Genomic DNA, 17952 nt, shown 5'->3' on the forward strand with positions numbered 1-17952 from the left:
CAGATTAATAGTGTGTGTTTGGTGTGAGGAGAAATTCAGTCGCGTACATTGACTACAATTAGTACGCTTGGCTAAATATCCGGGGTAAAATGCCTACACTTGCTAAGAGCAAGTGAGAGGACAAAAAATTAAACCTTGGGTTATATAATCCAAGGTTTAATTTTTTTTGTAAAATCAAATATAAAAAACCAATATGGTTTGATTATTCGATTTTTCATTTAAAGATGTTTTTAAGCAACGGGTTTAATTTGTATGGTAGAAAAACAAACATTACAACCACCACAGCAGCAAGAACCACCTGGTGTTGAGTCCAAAATGCAACCAAAACCCAAGGCAGAAGATGCCCACTATCGGGGTAGTGGTAAGTTACAAGATAAAGTTGCCTTAATTACAGGTGGAGATAGTGGAATTGGTCGCGCTGTAGCTATTGCATTTGCTAAAGAAGGAGCAGATGTAGCATTTATTTACCTGAAAGAACACGGTGATGCTGAAGAAACCAAAAATTTGGTAGAAGAACATGGACGCACTGCATTATCGATTGCAGGTGACATTACTGATGAAGCTTTTTGTCAGCGCGTTGTCCAACAAACAGTAGATGAGTTTGGTAAACTCGATATTATTATCAATAATGCTGCTGAACAACATCCCCAACAAAGCATTGAAGATATTAGTCAAGAACAATTAGAACGTACTTTTCGTACTAATATTTTTTCGATGTTTTACATTACTAAAGCTGCCATGAAGCATTTGAAAGAAGGCAGTTGCATTATCAATACTACATCTGTAACAGCCTATAAGGGCAATCAGCAACTGCTAGATTACTCATCTACAAAAGGTGCAATTGTTGCCTTCACTCGTTCATTATCACAAAATTTGGTGAGTAAGGGAATTAGAGTAAATGCAGTTGCACCCGGTCCGATTTGGACACCTTTAATTCCTTCAACTTTCCCCGCAGATAAGGTGGCAGATTTTGGCAAACAAGTACCAATGGGAAGACCTGGACAACCGGAAGAAGTTGCACCGAGTTACGTTTTTTTAGCTTCTGATGATTCTTCTTATATGTCTGGTCAAGTATTGCATCCCAATGGTGGGGAAATAGTCAATGGCTAGACCTAGATGAGTAATTAAATTTTGTTAAAGACGCGATTAATCGCGTCTTTATTTGGAAATTTTGAATTTTTTTGTCTGCCAACAGAGGGATGATTTCATTAACAAGCATTGCTAATCTAACTGGAGAAAAACATTGAAAAATAACAGAAAAAGTATATGGCATCTGCAAAACAACTGCATGGAACTGACCTAGTAGATTGTGCTAGGGCAAATGCCAAGCAGGGAATTGAAACTGCTGCTTATCAATGTGGTTATGGTGATGATATTAATACGTTTGCACAAGAACTCAGACAAGCTTGTAAGCAGATGAATTTACAAGTTAATGAACTGAGTGAATTGGTGACTGACCAGGACATGATACTAGAAATGGGTACTGGTGAAATCATTGCTCCAGATACATCTTCACAACTGTAGCAATGGGAGGCTAGTACTGCTACGCGGAAGTCAAAAGTCATAGACGCGAAAGCGGCTACTCTACGAGTTCTCCGCAGGAGTACCCGGAGGGTAAGCCAAAGATTATTTAAAACAAGCAAAGCAAAAGCCTAGGTGTAGCCTAGGCTGTTTTTAACCTACCTTTTATAAAGTTGCGATCGCTCGGCTATATTGGGGGTCGTTTGGAGTACCAATCAGACTGGGGTTGGACGTTAGCTGGCGTTCCTGTGCCTCTGTCAACTCTAACTTGATATCTGGCGTAATCCCTTTTTTGTTGATATCTGTGCCATTGGGGGTGTAGTAGTGGGCAATGGTCACGGCTATACCAGAACCATCTGATAATTCATGGACTGACTGCACTAAGGCTTTACCAAAAGTTTGACTACCAACGACTACTGCACGCTTATTATCCTTAAGCGCACCTGTCAGAATTTCACTAGCACTGGCTGAATTACCGTCTACTAATACTGCCAAGGGAAGCTTTGTTAAAGCGGTGCGATTGGCTTTAGTGTCTTCATTGACTCCCTTACGGTTAACTGTGCGAACAATGCCGCCATCATCTAACCACATCCGAGCAATTTCGATGCTGGACTGCAATAAACCGCCAGGATTACCGCGCAAATCTAACACAAAGGCATCCACTTTTTTACCGTTCAAATCTCGAATTGCCCGGTGCATCTGTTCGGCAGCATGGCCGCTAAACTCGCGTAAGCGAATGTAACCAATCCGGCGATTTCCTTCTTGCCTGACGCTGGAATACACTGTTGGTACTTCGATAGTTGCCCGTGTTAACTTCACATCAAAGGCATTGCGCCCACTGCGTCCTAAGCGGAGTGTAATGTTACTACCTGCTTTGCCGCGAATTAATTTGGAAGCATCATCTATTTTCATCAACTGAGTCGGCTTGCCATCAATAGCCAAAATCTCATCGCCGGCTTTAATTCCAGCTTTGAGGGCTGGGGAGTTTTCTATGGCTTCTACAATAGTCAGTCGCTTGGTTGTTTCATTCACTTCCATGCGAATACCAATCCCAGAGACTTCCCCAGAAGTCTGACTGGTTAAAGCTTCAAACTGTTTGGGATCCATGAATCTTGTATATGGATCGTTGAGCAGTTGTAAAGCTTCACGAATAGCTACATAAGCTTCTTCTTTCGATGAGTAGTCTTTGCTTAATAGACTTTGCCTTGTTGCTAGCCAGTTTTTTTGATTAAAGTTGCCGTCAACATATTCACTATTGACTATTTGCCATGCTTGGTCAACTAATGCTTTGGGGCTGTCCTGTAGAGCAGCGCGAACGCTCCGAGTCCAAGCGGGGCCAAATACGGATATAGTGGCAGTTGTGGCGATCGCTCCTCCAATCAGGGCTACTTGGAGCGGCGAGTAACGTTTCGCAGATTGGTTCATGTATATCAGCAGGAATTTACGGTGGTGTTGACAGTTTAGCAATCAGGATTTTAGGCGTTTCTTAAGTTTTTATACGCAATTTTTAGCTACGCTTCCCTCATAATTTTCCCCTTTGAATTATGTTAGGATCTTGCCTTAATTTGTGAAAAATTGTTACCCAAATTTTGAACTTTGTTTGTTAGTCTAATCTAGCACTGTGACAATAATGTGACAGTTATGCAACTGTCTTATTTACACCCTATATTAATTCTCTAAGATAGCATTTCATTGCTAAAAATGTGGGTCTTTTACAACTAAGTTAATCAGCTTTTTTGTCCTAACTCATGAGACACAACTTTACCAAAAATTCATCGATTCCTGGTAGTAAAAAATTTCGCAGATGGTTGCATTTGTTACAAAAGCTCAGTTGGGGTTTATGCTTCTTGTTTGGGAGTTGGCTAATTCTCATCACTATAAACCTATTTCTAGCCGCTTCCCAGCCAGTAGATGCCTTTTTTGTCCTTGGTGGTAGTATTCGCCGCGAAATTTATATTGCCCAAACAGCTAAAAAAAATCCACAAATTCCCATTTTAATTTCTCAGGGTTCTCAAGACCCCTGTATATGGCTAATTTTTCAACGCGAAGCCGCAGATTTGCAAAACGTTTGGCTAGAAAAGTGTGCTAAATCTACCTTTGAAAACTTCTACTACGGAATTCCAATTTTAAAACAATGGGGAGTTCATAAAGTCAAATTAATTACTTCTCTTACCCACTTACCGCGAGCTAAATTAATGTCACAGATTCTTTTCGGGGCGCATGGTATATGGGTGGAGGTTGCGGTTGTTCAGGAAACAGGTATTCCAGGTAATCAAGAGTCTGTGTTAAAAACTACACTAGATGTCACACGTAGTCTTTTGTGGGCAGTTTTGAGCCAAATCATTCAGCCGCAATGCTCAAACGTCACTAAACTCAGTGATGTGGATATGCAGGCTTGGGAAAGTCAAGGTTTTAAGTGTGAACGGCAGGGGAATGTGGGTGATAGGTGACAGGTGACAGGGGACAGGGGACAGGGGACAGGGGACAGGGGACAGGGGACAGGGGACAGGGGACAGGGGACAGGGGACAGGGGACAGGGGACAGGGGACAGGGGACAGGGGGAGCAGAGGGAGAAAATACAAAAATACAATACCAATGCCCATTTCCATTTAGCTTAAAATCTCATCCCACTCGGATAGACAAAGGGGTTGTGCTGCAATCTCGATATCAAAACAATCCCTCGCCGCATGAGTCAAGGCTGTCATAATCGTGTCTATACTCAAGGTTGGAGACAATTGCACAGGCTGAAAAGATTCTCCACCAAATACTTGAGCAAATAATTCTGCATCTGGTTGCAAACGCATAGAACCATGTTGCAAGATTGCTCCGCCTCGTCTTAATTGCGCGCTACCAATCAATTTTGCCCCATCTGGTAAAACTAAATCTGCACCTGTAGCAGTCCCAAAACAGTTGGGGTTATGAATGTAGCCGCGTCCAGCTGTACCATAGTCTAATTGAATGCCGATCGCTCTCCATCCGGTAATCAAAAATTCGCAAATTTGCTGATAGTTCTGGAGTCGATTCCCAACTAATCCAGAGGTGACAACAGTATAAGTTAAATCCCCTTGGTGTAACACTGCTCTACCACCTGTAGGACGGCGGACTAAATCTAAGGTCTGTCCCTTCCAAGTCAGATTTTGCCAGTGTTCAGGATATTGGTGTTGATGATAACCAAGGGAAATAGCGGGTGGCGACCAAGTATAAAATCGCAGAGTTGAAGGATTTTTTCCTGATAGATGTTGCTGTAATAACCATCGGTCAATTGCCATCTGCACACTACCAGAAGCTGCTAAAAAAGGAATTAGTCGCCAAACCTGCTTGTTACCCATTGCAAATTCCCAACTATCTAAGCTGCACCAAATTCAGATTGTAAGGCTTCATCATTGTCATCTGCGATCGTCGCCACAACAGTAATTAGCCGTGAAACTTCCCCTGGAGACAACTCTGCTAAGGTGCGGGTAGAGATGACTACGACTCGGTTATCAATAATACCAAAACGAGCTTCAAAGGTACTGGAGCAGTTCATTTCTAATAGTTGACGCATCAACTTAGGCTCATCTTTAGCAGGTAGGTGAAGCACCGCCGACCAAACTGTGATTGTGTCTTCATCAGTTGTTCCAGTCAGTTGGACGAATACTTCCACACTGCCATATTTAAATTTCCACAGATAACCACCACCTTCTGGGGAGTGGCTAACCATTGCGCTATCATCTTGCTCTAAGGAGTCAATGACGTTTTCAATGACTTCCACATGGTTAATGCTGTTTGTTTCCACTAGTTCCTCTAGAGCATCTTTGCTAGTTAAGGTTTCTTGGTAGCTTGTCATACAGATTTTTCTCTCAATATACTCATTGTTTTCTCTACACATACTTTATAGCCTGTAAGCCAAATTAGGTTGAATTCCTGAAGGGCGAGTCTGAACTGTACATAATTTGGCATCAGGCGATCGCCGAAGGCGGGTCTAAGACTATCGCACTTTATTTCTGTTGCTGTCACAGAGACCTAACGATCGCGCACAATAGAAAGAAAACCCAACATGAACCAGGTAGACTACCTCCGCATTAGTTTAATAGATCGCTGCAATTTTCGTTGTCAGTATTGTATGCCAGAGGGGTCGGAGCTAGACTATATCCTCAAGCAACAGCTACTTACTGATGAGGAATTGCTCACTTTAGTTCAAGAAGTTTTTATTCCTGTCGGTTTTACTCGTTTTCGATTGACAGGGGGTGAACCGTTACTGCGTCCTCGTGTGGCGGATTTGGTCAGAGCGATCGCGTCTTTACCCCAAACTCAAGACCTCGCCATGACTACCAATGGCTTTTTACTAGCTTCCTTAGCGCAAAATCTTTATGATGCTGGTTTGCGACGCATCAATATTAGCTTAGATTCCCTTGATCCCGATACTTTTGACCAAATTATCGGCTCTCGCGGCCGTTCGCGTTGGCAAGAGGTTTGGGATGGGATTCAAGCTGCTTATCGTGTCGGTTTTGACCCCTTGAAGTTAAATGTAGTGGTAATTCCAGGGGTTAACGATCGCGAAATTTTGGATTTAGCGGCTTTAACCATTGATAAACAGTGGCACGTCCGCTTTATTGAGTTTATGCCCATTGGTAACGGCGATTTATTTAGCGATCGCGGTTGGATATCTTCAGCCGAATTGCGGCAACAAATCCGCGATCGTTGGGGCTTGACAGAATCTCAAGTTCGTGGTGCAGGTCCTGCGGATGTATTTCAAATTCCCGGCGCGAAGGGAACGCTAGGATTTATCAGTCAAATGTCAGAATGTTTTTGCGATCGGTGTAACCGAATGCGTTTGAGTGCTGATGGTTGGCTCAGACCGTGTTTATTAAATGAAACTGGACAAATGGACTTAAAAACTGCTCTCCGGTCTGGTGTCAGCACCCAGAAATTACAAGAACAAGTTAGAAACTTGTTGACAATTAAACCAGAAATTAACTTTAAAGGACGCGACTCTGGTACTACAGGTAATTACAGTCGTACCATGTCACAAATTGGAGGGTAAGTCAGTCTTGAGCAATGAGTTCTGAGTTGTGAGTGATAGGACTTTCATGAGTCAGCACTCAGCACTCAGCACTCAGCACTCAGCACTATCCTAAGCTTGACGTGAGTAGTATTCCACAACTAGCAGTTCGTTAACTTGGAGTGCTACCCATTCCCGTTCAATGACGCTGTTGACCTTACCAACTAATTTGTTTTTATCAAACTCTAAGTGGTTAGGAAGGTTTGCCAAACCGGGATATTGCAAGTTAGCTTCCACCAACTTACGTGATTGCGCTCTGTCTCTGACAGCAACAACTTCTCCAGGACGAGTTTGGTAGCTGGCGATATTCACTACACGACCATTAACGGTGACGTGACCGTGATTTACCAACTGACGAGCGGCTGGGATGGTGGGGGCCATACCCAAGCGGAAAACTGTATTATCCAAGCGCATTTCTAGCAGTTGCAATAGCACTTGTCCAGTAGAACCAGTTACTCGTCTAGCTTTACGGACATAACGTAGTAGCTGCTTTTCAGTTACACCGTAGTTACAACGCAGCTTTTGCTTTTCTTCTAAACGGATGGCATATTCAGAACGCTTTTTGCGATTCTGACCATGCTGACCTGGTGGATAGGCGCGTCTTGCGCTCTTACGAGTTAATCCTGGCAATTCGCCTAAGCGACGTACAATTCTAAGGCGTGGCCCTCTGTATCGGGACATGAGTTTCCTTAATCTAATCCTGTTTAAATTTTACTCAGACATACTATTATAAATACCAGCTATTCAGAAATGCAAAATGATTTCATTGAATCGCTAAAAATTTATCTTATTGTTGGGGACTGGGGGTTGTGGATTGGGGATTAGTGGTTCTCATTTATTTCCCTGCACCTCTAAACTTTTTGTCTTTTTCAAAGATTTTTCTTCCTGTTCTTTGGTTTTGCCTGATTTGCAAAAGATTTGTTGCACATTTGAGTTAGCATAACTTTGGGTGTTTGAAGAACGGTAATGTGCATAACAAAGGTTAGTGGGGAGAAAATCAAAAATGACCTTTAAAACTCGTCTAATTCGGTTGATAGCACCAGTTGTGGCTGTAGGTAGCTGTGTGGTGGGGATGAGTGTCCCTAGTATGGCTGCTGGCAATGATTATCGTGCTTGTGCAGGTAGACTCTTACGTGTGGGAGTGAGTGAACAAGCGGCATCAGAGGCTTGTGCTACGGCGTTACGTCCAACAGATTTATCGGCCTGTGCTGTTTTTATTGACAAGCGCACGGATATTAGTGCTACTGATGCTCTGGCTGGCTGTAGACAAGCAAGACGGCCCAAAGAATTAGCTACCTGTGTAGTTTCGGTGAGCAAGAATACTCAGGAAACCATTAATCCAGACGTGTTAAATTACTGTGGTCGCAGTTTATTACCAGTGCGCTTTGCTGAGTGTGTGATAGGTTTGCGTAGTCAGATTAAGATTGAGCCTAATCAAGCATTAAATACTTGTATTGATGGTAGCGATCGCGTTAGTGGTTTTGCACCTACATCGAAGTCACCACTCCAACCACCCACAATATTTAATCCTACCTTGGAGAGTGAACCTATTCCTGAAAGTCCTACTAATCAATAAGCTCAGGACTTACACTGCTCAATGATCAAAAAAGCTTGATTTTTGATCATTGAGCATTGATTCGCGTAGCATCCCATAAAGAAGTCCACCTCCGTGGACTGATGCAAAATCAAGAGTTTTCTAAGCTGCGGAGGTAGGTTTTGTTTATGTAGCCGCGACTTCTAGTTGCCAATGCAAGTAATGAAGTTTACAAACTACTTAAACTATCTCTGACAATTGTCTTTCTTTTTTTGGTACTTCCATTACTTTAGAATAGAAAAAGCCTGCTAATACTCCTCCTAGAATTGGTGCTATCCAGAATAGCCACAACTGCTGTATTGCCCAGCCACCAACAAAGATTGCTGGACCCAAGCTACGAGCGGGATTAACAGATGTATTAGTTACCGGAATACTAATCAGGTGAATTAGTGTTAAACTCAACCCGATCGCAATTGGAGCAAAACCTTGAGGCGCACGGCTATCGGTTGCACCTAAGATAATCACCAAAAAGACAAAGGTCAATACTAACTCAGCGACAAAACAAGCTATGAGAGAATAACCACCTGGAGAGTGTACGCCAAAGCCATTGGCAGCAAAACCACTTTTAACCAGGTTAAATTCAGGTTTACCAGTAGCAATCAAAGCCAGAATCCCTGCACCTGCGATCGCCCCAAAGACCTGAGAACCAATGTAGACCAATAGTTCAGAACCAGGAAACCGCTTGGCTGCCCACAAACCGAAAGAAACAGCTGGATTAAGATGACAGCCAGAAATGTGGCCGATTGCATAAGCCATTGTCAATACGGTCAGACCAAAGGCTAGAGAAACACCTACCAACCCAATACCTAAAGGGAATGCTGTATTTTCACCAAGCTTTGCACCATCTGCTGTAAACGCTGCGGCTAATACTGCGCTACCACAACCGCCAAAAACTAGCCAAAAAGTTCCTACAAACTCAGCTATACAACGTTTAATTAGTGACATTCTTCGATTACTCCAAAAAACAAATGACCCAAAAGTTGGGATGGGATCTAAGATAAATTCCCCTGACGGTCTCATCAGCATATTTAAGCGTGGAATGCTTTAATGGCGGGTCTCAATGCCCCACCTGTTAATGAGCCTTTCGTAAAGCCTGCGGCATAGCTAGAGCCTCCGGCACGCTACCGCGAACGCTTAAGACGCAGTCTTCTCGTAGAGAAGTATACGCCGTCAGGACTGATCACTGGTTTAAGGTATGCCTTTTTACTGTGCATCGCACAGATACTAAGCAGACTCATAACGCAAATATTTATGCTCATGAAAAGATTACTGCTTTACTGTGTAAAGACCTAAGTTATAAAGGTTTTTACTCAGTTGACACAACTCGCGTAGAGGCAAAAACTAAGACTTATTTATCTCTCGGATTTGCTTCTTTTGCGCCACCTACATAAATATAATTTCGCTACAGTTAAGAATATACAGCGAAAGTATACTTTAAACAAGATTATGTACACAGCAGGAAAACAGCCCGCCAATTCGGTTTTTCTCTCAAGTCTAAAGCTACTGTGTTTCCAAAATCCTACGAGGTTTTTTATCGAAAAATTGGGTCTAAAACCCCGTCCACTTCGGCAAGCTCAGTGCGCCGCTTCCAGGACGGCTTTTGGTACAATATGAGATGTGGAAGGGTAATCAACCACTCAAAAAACCCTATTGCTACCTAACACGTAGACGCTGCACCTTCTCCCAAGAGGAGACGCTAACGCGTTGGCGTAGCCTCTCGTAGAGAAGACAACTGAATCTATAGGGTTCTACTTCGTAGTTCTAGTATTACCTGGAAGTAGGTAAAAGATTCATAGGTACTAGACGAACAGCACTAAACTGCAAACAAATTTTGCAATATGAGCAAATATGGTCGGGCAGACCAAAAGTTAACGCTTCTCTTCGAGACGCTACCGCGAAGGGGAGAGAACCACCTCTGGTTTAGATACCGCAAGGGGTCTAGACTAAGTGGACTCGTTGAACCAAGAATCCTCATGCCTTTAGCCTGAGGAGTGTCAATAAATTGCAGCCCTTCCTTCAAAGAGGATTTAGTGGATTTGGGCTAATATTTTTTTATGTCTAAACCATAAAATGCTAGTACGGCACAGCGAACATAATTCACAATTTGTATCCAGGCTGTTTATTTTGCCTTCTCGGACTAGTTTCCCTAACCACATGATACTGAAAACCCAGTATAAACACAGACGATAGCCATCTGCTAGTCAGCAAATATACCTTACTCAGATGTTGCTTTTTGGGTAAGAGCCAGTACAATCTGCTCATAGCTGCTATGCAGATGCTCGTTTGTGATTTTTGGGACTGTTGTTTGTTGTGTTACTGATTGTTGGGTTGGGAAAGAAAATCACTTGCGTTGGTTTGTGCCTAGTACAGCACGGTGTAAATAAAGCTACCATTTTACATGGCGCAAAAGCCCGAAATAAACTTCTTTTGAATTTTAACTTACCCTCCGGGAAGCCGCTTTTGCGTCTATGACTTTTGACTTCCGCGTAGCGGTACTAGTCCTCTTTTCTGCCAAACACCATCTGTAAAATCATGGGGATACCACCAGCTTGATGATATTTGTCTGCCCAAGCTCGGATGGTTTCATCTAATTCTTCCATAGCTTCATCCCATCTTTCAGGCGGCACATCTAGCTCTTCTAAAGCACGCATAGCGTTTGGTCGTCTTTCTGCCCAATCTTTCATCATGCGGAAATATCGAGCGGTATCTTCTACCATGATGTAGGTACGCTCTTGGTCATCTGCTGGAGCATAGAAGGGGCGAGTTAGAGCGTAGAAAGGCATTCCCCAAGGTGAATCAATTCGTGTCACCGTGCCTGAGTAGAGCAGACGACGCTTGATATGCTCTCCTAAGGCCTCACTCAAAGGCATCTGGTGTTCTAATGGTAAGTCCTCTTGCGATCGCTTGTGGAGAAACTCAATTAGTTCCAGAAACTCAAATGATGTGACTAACTGAGCATCGGGAAGATTGCTAGGTAGTTTTTGCTCAATTTGTTTCTTTTCTTCGCTTGTTAAACTTGTTCCAGGAATGCGCGATCTGCCTGGTTGCCAAGGAAACTGTTCCATCCAAACATAAGGAAACTGAATCAGGTAGCGAGGCTCTTGAGAACCCAACATCTTTAACAGTTTGCCTTCCATTAAGGCTTGTCTGACTTCCTCAACGATAATTTTGACTCGTTTTGGCTCTAGATGGTGCAAGTGGCCAGTCATCCGTAGATTTTGACCTTGCTCTAGATATGTCATGTAAATCGCACACTTAGCGGCGGTGGCTGCTGCATCTAAGAATGCTCCATGTCTATGCCCACTTGTCCTCATGGCACTAAAGGCCAGGTATAGCATGATCTGATCCATCGCACTGGGGCCAAGACGTTTGATCAGATCGATGTCGTTACTCATATTACAAATAGTTGAATAGCACGTATTAGTCTAAAAAAGTAATTGAAATACACCTAATGGCAGGTTTTTTCGCCACGCCAGATGTATATTATGGGTTTTGTAAGTAAGAATTTGTATTCAAATTATCTATTCCTCCATACTGTAATTGGATCTGAGTAGCAATCGTACTGCTACTAGAGTTATTTCTGTATCTTACCGAAAAATCGCTGATTAACTGCCTGAATTTACCCATGATACCTTTGTAAGCCACTAAAGAACTATATATATGGCTCTAATAAGTAACCTACAGGGACTTTCTTCAGTATCCGGATTTTCTCTGCCCTTTATCTAGTAACACTCAGCAATGCTAATCTCAAACGGTTTTGGCTATCTACCAGATTTGGGAGATAGCATGACCTGAATATATTTACTAGAGTTTTTGATTCAGAAGGTCTTTGGTATTAAGTGACTTTAGAACTCTAGAAAAACTTGCGCCTAGGCAAATTCTCAGAGAACACAGACAGCAATTTCTGTAAAAATGTCACGTTGCAACCCACTCAACGCCTATGGAATCAGTAGGGCGTTTTTAAATATCATGCTACTTGCAGCATCTCTGAATCTTTATTGCAAGATAGTTAGTTGCCGAGAGGGAGAATCACATGATGTTAAATCAGGCAGATAATTCAAATTTCGCCATATGTTTTATTTGCTCACAACATAATATTCTATATTTAGCTGTCCTTGCATTAAATTTAGATGAATTAGTTTATTCTTAATCTTTTGCTTCTTAATCTTTAAACTAGGCGATTAACAGCCCATAATTTGTAAGGAGAAATTATCAAAGTTTAATGACATTTGCATCTACAAGCAGACGAAAAATCCAAAGGGTTAGTACCTAGTCATAAATTCTTTGGTTAAACTGATACGTCAAACATTTATCTTAATTTTGCTATGTTGATATTTCTTGCTAATTTTATGTATATGTCATTAGGTTCAATTTTCACTATTGGATGATGAGTTAGGATTTCTAATTTGGCCAAAGCTGAAAGCTGCTGCGCCAAAAGTAACGAATAACACTCCCAAAATCTGGACAATGTTTAAAGTTTCTTGCAGAACTAAGCCAGCAAAAATCACCGTTAAAATAGGTACACCTGCGCCAATAATTGCCGATCGCGGCGCACCTAACTTGCTAACTCCCAAGTGATTGCATACATACCCTACAAGGGTCAAGACACCCAAAATTGCAGCACTTAAAACAATTTCTAGTACCTTAGATGGGTCAACTGTCAAACTCCAATTGTTGGGTAAAGGTAACATCAAAAAGATAAAACTTAAAGCCAACATGGTGGCGAAGTTCACGAAGGTCAAAGAGACTGGATGTATTTTAGTGGCAGAAGCTCGCGTTAAAAGTAAGTAACAGGCAAAAGATACTCCCGCGAGAATTGCAGTGATCCCACCTAATGAATTATTTCCAATCACACCAGTAGTGATGAGAGTACCACCAAAAACTAGCAATTCACCGCCAAAAATTGCGGCGAGGGCGGTGGCGCGAAATCCACTAGGGCGATCGCGCAACAAGAACCAAGATAAAATGCTAACAACAACGGGGTAAATAAAGAATAGGGCGATCGCTGTACCGGTAGCAACTTGACCAATAGCAAAGTAAATCAAGACTTGCGATAAAAACAGAAAGCAGCCACTAGCGATAATTAACTGCACACCAGTTTGTCGCTGCTTACCGCGAGTAGCACCAGATTTCTTCCCTAGGGACTCCTTCAGACTTTGTAAGTCTTGCCATACTTGGGGGTGCATCATGGGAGCTAAAAGCATCATTAGCGGTACTACCACCATCAACCGCAAAGTGAGAATTAACATAATATTTCCCACAGTCGGGGATATTAAACCTGCTATTTCCAACACAGCCGAGGTTTGAGAAGTTTTATAAAACATCCCCTTGATGGCTACGTTGTACAGCGATGACATGACAGCAGACGCAACTATCAACAAGAAGCCAATCTGGACTGGTGATAAGTTAGAGAAACTGCGGGATTTATTGGTGGGAGATGGTGATCCCCGCTTTGATGCTGACGCAGATGGTGGGGAAGGATTGTCATTTTGGATTACAGAGATTGGCTCTTTGGCTGTTCCTTTACTTGAGGAAGATTCAGGTTTGGGTGGAGAAATCGGCTCAGTCAGTTTTTCTGGTGGTGGTGATGTGATTTTAGTGTCTGGGATCACCGGACGCAAAACAGAAATTGGTTCAGGTGGTGATTTAATTTCCTTTGAGGTTGTCTCAGTCTCAGATATTTCCGGCTGTAAAACAGAAATTGGTTCAGGTGGTGATTTAATTTCCTTTGAGGTTGTCTCAGTCTCAGATATTTCCGGCTGTAAAACAGAAATCGGTTCAGGCGGTGGTGATTTAATTTCGTTAACTGGTGAGGCTGTTGATTCAGGAGTTTTTGGTGCTGCTGGCGTGGGTACAGGCGGTTTTTCTACAATGGGAGGAACTGATTGAGCCTGAGTTTGAGTGATTGGTTCTACAGATGGAGATGTTTGGAAGGAAGCGGGAGATTGTAACTCTGGCGGTTGTAATACTGTAGGGGGAGATAAATTCACCACTTTGGCAACATTAGGAGGTTGAATTTCGGGAGGCTGTATTACTGTAGGTGGTGATGATTTAGCTGCTAATTGAGAGGTTTCTTGGATGGTTTTTGTCAGATCCCCGCGCAGTTGACTGATGAAATCTTCTAAAATGGCTTCACCTTGCTGCTGTTGGCTGTACATCCGAGACAGCTGTTGGGAAAGATTAGTTTGATAGTTTTTGAGTTCTTGTTGAAGGGAATTAAAGGCGATCGTTAGGTTATCATCCAGACTACCAAGCATTTTTTCTGCTGGCTCTAGGTTTCCACTGACAATATTGCTACTTTGGGCTGACTTGAGTGCAGCAATTTGACTCTCTGTTTGGTTAGCTATCTTCGCTAGTGATGATTGCAGTTGTGAACATATGTGCTTGGCTAAAGCTTCTGACAGCTGACGGATTAATACTTGTTGTTCAGTAATCCGCCTAACTTCTTGTAAATGTTCTTTTTCTTCGACTAATTGATGAATTTCATCTGCTAAACGCTCTTTCTCGCTTTGTAGCCGTTTAACATCTTCTTGTAATGATTTAAGTACATTTTGTTGGAGGTTTTCTAAATCCTCGACAACAGCCCATAGAGCTGATTCTGCTGCTCTGGATATGTCGCCTCGGACTCCTGGGTTGTCTGGTCGCTTCTCAAGTCGCCCCATTAGTTTCTAACCTCTATACACCTTGACAATAAAGCTGCTTCCTGCAAAACTTGTGGCGTTCATACTAAGTTTCTTGCATTTTGTCAGATAAAATATAAAATCTTCACAGGACTTACGGATATCAACGCCATTGTGTCATGCTTCCACCAGTATTGGCAAAGCATATTATGTAACTCACAGATGACTATACTGTGTTTTTTTCATATCACAGACCTATCGGCACTCCATCCGTCTGATTTTCATAATTCTCTAACTCAATGAGATATTTTATAGTGAAAAAATCTCACCTAAATATAAATACTTGTTATTTTTGTAGCAATAGCAATTAATCGCTGGTTGCAAGTATATAGCTGATTTATAAAAAACTGCTAGTAGGTTTTAAAGTTAACTGTAATTTTTACAGAATGTAGCTTTTATAACAATTTATAACTTCGATTGAGGGAGAAATTTACATCAGCCCTTAAGAAGCATTTTAATTAATTAAATGCCATTCTGCCAAAATAAATTCTAGTTTTTGCGTTATTTAGTAGATCGGGAAAAATATCCATAAAATTAAAAAAAAGCAATCCGAGCAACGCTAAAGATGGTAGCACTGAGAACAGCACTGATAGGAACAGTTACTAGCCAAGCGGTGGCTATACCCTGGAGGGTTTGAAATTTCACCGACTTGATATCTTGTACCAGACCAATACCGACTACACCACCAACAAGAGCGTGAGAGGTGGAGACGGGTAAACCCAGACGAGAGGCAATTAAGATAGTGGTAGCCGTGGCAAGTTCAGCACAGAATCCGCTACTGGGTTGTAAGGCGATGATATTTTCGCCAATAGTAGCAATCACTTTTTTGCCCCAAACAGCTAGACCAGCAACAATCCCAGCACCACCAAGAATTAAGATCCACAGGGGAATATTAATCCCATCTGTTGGTACTTGACCAGTGCGATTGATATAAACGATCGCCGCTACAGGTGCGATCGCATTACCCACATCATTAGAACCATGTGCAAAGGCGACAAAGCAAGCACTTAGGACTTGGAAACGGGCAAATAGGGGTTCGATGTTGGTGTTGACTGTTGACTGTTGACTGTTGACTGGGTTGAAATTTTCCCTGCCCCCTGCCCCCTGCCCCCTGCCCCCTGCCCCCTGCCCCCTGCTCCCTGCCCCCTACCTCCTCTAGCTGTCGCCAACTAAACACAGTTAGTGTAACCGTGGCTACCGCACCTGTGATCAGGGGGATGTCGTGGGGTGGAATGTGAATACCGAATTGGGCGATTAAAAAATTGTTGAGCGGTTGGGTAAAAGAAGGTAGGACAATTACACCAAATGCCCCGATGAGAATTGCACTCAACCAGGGAATCCACTCTTGTAGTTGTTTGGTTTGATGAGGTTGATCCAAAATCCAGTGTTTGATTTGACTATAGAATAAAGCGGCGATCGCTCCACTGATAACTGGTGTTAAAATCCAACCGATAGTGATTGAGCCAATGGTTGACCAATCAATCGCCCCTACGCCTAAAGCTACCCAACTAAAACCAGCGATCGCACCGACGACTGCATGGGAAGAAGATACAGGTAAACCCTTCGCTGTGGCAATTTGCAACCATACACCAGAAGAAATTAGCACTGTGATCATCCCAGTAGCTAAAATTTGGGGTGTCGCTGCAAATAAGTTGGGGTTGACTACTTTTGTCGCTAGGGTGGCTGTCACCTGATGACCGAATAAAACCGCACCAGTAAACTCTAATACCCCAGCAATAATTAGTGCCTGCTTCAGAGTAATAGCTTTAGAACCAACGGAAGTTCCCATTGCATTAGCAACGTCGTTAGCTCCCAGATTCCAAGCTACATAGAAAGCTAGTAGGGCTACTATCAGTAATGTAATCGGTATTTCCATAGAGGGGGATAGGGGGGAAGACCCTGAATCAATTCAAAATTCAAAATGACGCTCGAAGACTCGCTAACGCTGCGCTAACAAAATTCAAAATTAAAGAGATTAGGAAGGGAACAAGGGAGAAAGTTGTTTCACCCAGTTCCCAACCCCCAATTTAGGGATAAATGAGGATTTTATAAGTGTCTGGTGTAGGTGCGATCGCTTGATCTACTGCTGCTGATAAATCTTTTAGGGGGTAGCGATCGCTGATTAAGGCTTGCACGTCGATACGACGATTAAATACAATGTCCGCCGAGAGGTTTTGTAGGCGATAGGAGGAACTATAGCTACCCATTAAGTCTATTTCTCGACGGTAGAGAAGATTAGGATTAATGGGGATTTCTACTTCGTCGGGAAATTCGGCGAAAAATAGGATTTTGCCACCTTTACGGGTGCAATCTAGGGCTTGAAAGAAAGCTTTTTCACTAGGTACAGCTAGCAACGTGGCATCAACACCTAGTCCACCAGTAAGGGCATGAATTTTGGCTGGTAAATCGGGATCACGAGCGTCAAAAGCTGCTTCTGCACCTACATTTACAGCTTTTTCAATTCTAGAGGGTAATAAATCAGTGGCGATCGCTTTCGCCCCGAAATATTTCACCAACATGATAAACATTAACCCAATTGGCCCAGCACCAGTGACCAAAACAGTCTGTCCTGGGGCAATTTGTGCTTTTTTCACTGCCTTTAAACAGCAGTTGGTAGGCTCAACAAAACTGGCTTCTTCAAAACTAATATTCTCAGGAATCGGGATTAACCCACCATTCTGCACAATATGACCTGGAACTTTGACATACTCAGCAAAGCCGCCGCCACTGGCGTTAAAGCCTGCGGTGGTGGAGATGTTTTTGTAGACATCGCACATGGAGAAATTATCATTCATGCAGTAGGCACAACGCATACAAGGTATGTGGTGCATGACTGCTACCCTTTGTCCTACCTGCCAACCTACCACCTGCGAACCCACTGCGGCGATCGTCCCGGCTGTTTCATGGCCAAAGATGCGCGGTGGTTCATAAAGTGGATAACGAATTTTTTTTATATCTGACTGGCATAAGCCAACTACTTCCACCTGTACCAAAACTTCGTCTGCTTCCAGATTCGGTACGGGGATCTCTTCGTAAGAGAGTTGATTTACGCCTCTAAATACCTGTGCTTTCACGTTGATTTTCCACTGCTCAACGTTACTAGATGTAACATTAGT

Annotated in this window: 13 protein-coding genes and 1 pseudogene; 5 read left to right on the forward strand and 9 right to left on the reverse strand. The window is 42.7% G+C overall.

Features of this window, described 5'->3' with window-relative positions; translation table 11 throughout:
- Nucleotides 1-252: 252 nt before the first annotated feature.
- Together L6494_RS26545 and L6494_RS26550 are read left to right on the forward strand one after the other, a co-directional pair.
- On the forward strand, nt 253-1110 hold the full coding sequence (locus L6494_RS26545; protein WP_237990751.1) for an SDR family oxidoreductase: 858 nt from the start codon (nt 253-255) through the stop codon (nt 1108-1110).
- 156 nt (nt 1111-1266) lie between these two features.
- A complete protein-coding gene (locus L6494_RS26550) occupies nt 1267-1524 on the forward strand; it encodes a hypothetical protein (protein ID WP_237990752.1) in 258 nt (85 codons plus the stop codon).
- A gap of 162 nt (nt 1525-1686) precedes the next feature.
- Here the strand turns inward: L6494_RS26550 and ctpB are convergent, their stop codons facing one another.
- Nucleotides 1687-2946: a carboxyl-terminal processing protease CtpB gene (gene ctpB, locus L6494_RS26555; RefSeq protein WP_237990753.1), complete on the reverse strand. Its 1260-nt coding sequence runs from the start codon at nt 2944-2946 to the stop codon at nt 1687-1689.
- A 323-nt stretch (nt 2947-3269) separates the two neighbouring features.
- Here ctpB and L6494_RS26560 point away from each other — a divergent pair, with 323 nt between their 5' ends.
- On the forward strand, nt 3270-3971 hold the full coding sequence (locus L6494_RS26560) for a YdcF family protein (protein ID WP_237990754.1): 702 nt from the start codon (nt 3270-3272) through the stop codon (nt 3969-3971).
- A 159-nt stretch (nt 3972-4130) separates the two neighbouring features.
- Here the strand turns inward: L6494_RS26560 and L6494_RS26565 are convergent, their stop codons facing one another.
- Both L6494_RS26565 and L6494_RS26570 read right to left on the reverse strand, forming a co-directional pair.
- Nucleotides 4131-4850, reverse strand: a complete 720-nt coding sequence (locus tag L6494_RS26565; RefSeq protein WP_237990755.1) for a lipoate--protein ligase family protein — start codon at nt 4848-4850, stop codon at nt 4131-4133.
- A gap of 17 nt (nt 4851-4867) precedes the next feature.
- Nucleotides 4868-5347, reverse strand: coding sequence for a YbjN domain-containing protein (locus tag L6494_RS26570; RefSeq protein ID WP_237990756.1), 480 nt, complete (start codon nt 5345-5347; stop codon nt 4868-4870).
- Nucleotides 5348-5557: 210 nt separating this feature from the next.
- On the opposite strand from L6494_RS26570, the gene moaA reads away from it, so the two are divergent.
- Nucleotides 5558-6544 (forward strand): GTP 3',8-cyclase MoaA, encoded by a 987-nt coding sequence (gene moaA, locus L6494_RS26575; RefSeq protein ID WP_237990757.1) that lies wholly within the window; start codon nt 5558-5560, stop codon nt 6542-6544.
- Between the two features lie 90 nt (nt 6545-6634).
- Here the strand turns inward: moaA and rpsD are convergent, their stop codons facing one another.
- Complete coding sequence (gene rpsD, locus L6494_RS26580; protein WP_237990758.1) at nt 6635-7243, reverse strand: 30S ribosomal protein S4; 609 nt, start codon at nt 7241-7243, stop codon at nt 6635-6637.
- A 322-nt stretch (nt 7244-7565) separates the two neighbouring features.
- On the opposite strand from rpsD, the gene L6494_RS26585 reads away from it, so the two are divergent.
- Entirely contained in the window at nt 7566-8138 is a 573-nt protein-coding gene (locus tag L6494_RS26585; protein ID WP_237990759.1) for a hypothetical protein, read from the forward strand.
- A gap of 198 nt (nt 8139-8336) precedes the next feature.
- On the opposite strand, the gene aqpZ is transcribed toward L6494_RS26585, so the two are convergent.
- The 5 genes and pseudogenes from aqpZ to L6494_RS26610 form a co-directional block, all read right to left on the reverse strand.
- Nucleotides 8337-9101: an aquaporin Z gene (gene aqpZ, locus L6494_RS26590; protein WP_237990760.1), complete on the reverse strand. Its 765-nt coding sequence runs from the start codon at nt 9099-9101 to the stop codon at nt 8337-8339.
- A 1550-nt stretch (nt 9102-10651) separates the two neighbouring features.
- Nucleotides 10652-11551, reverse strand: a complete 900-nt coding sequence (gene hetR / locus L6494_RS26595; protein WP_237990761.1) for a heterocyst differentiation master regulator HetR — start codon at nt 11549-11551, stop codon at nt 10652-10654.
- A 972-nt stretch (nt 11552-12523) separates the two neighbouring features.
- On the reverse strand, nt 12524-14818 hold the full coding sequence (locus L6494_RS26600; RefSeq protein ID WP_237990762.1) for a DMT family transporter: 2295 nt from the start codon (nt 14816-14818) through the stop codon (nt 12524-12526).
- Between the two features lie 552 nt (nt 14819-15370).
- Nucleotides 15371-16712 (reverse strand): annotated as a pseudogene (locus L6494_RS26605) (inorganic phosphate transporter).
- Between the two features lie 151 nt (nt 16713-16863).
- A complete protein-coding gene (locus L6494_RS26610) occupies nt 16864-17910 on the reverse strand; it encodes a zinc-dependent dehydrogenase (protein ID WP_237990763.1) in 1047 nt (348 codons plus the stop codon).
- Nucleotides 17911-17952: the final 42 nt, after the last annotated feature.

This window comes from Nostoc sp. UHCC 0870 (genome assembly GCF_022063185.1).
GTDB lineage: Bacteria > Cyanobacteriota > Cyanobacteriia > Cyanobacteriales > Nostocaceae > Trichormus.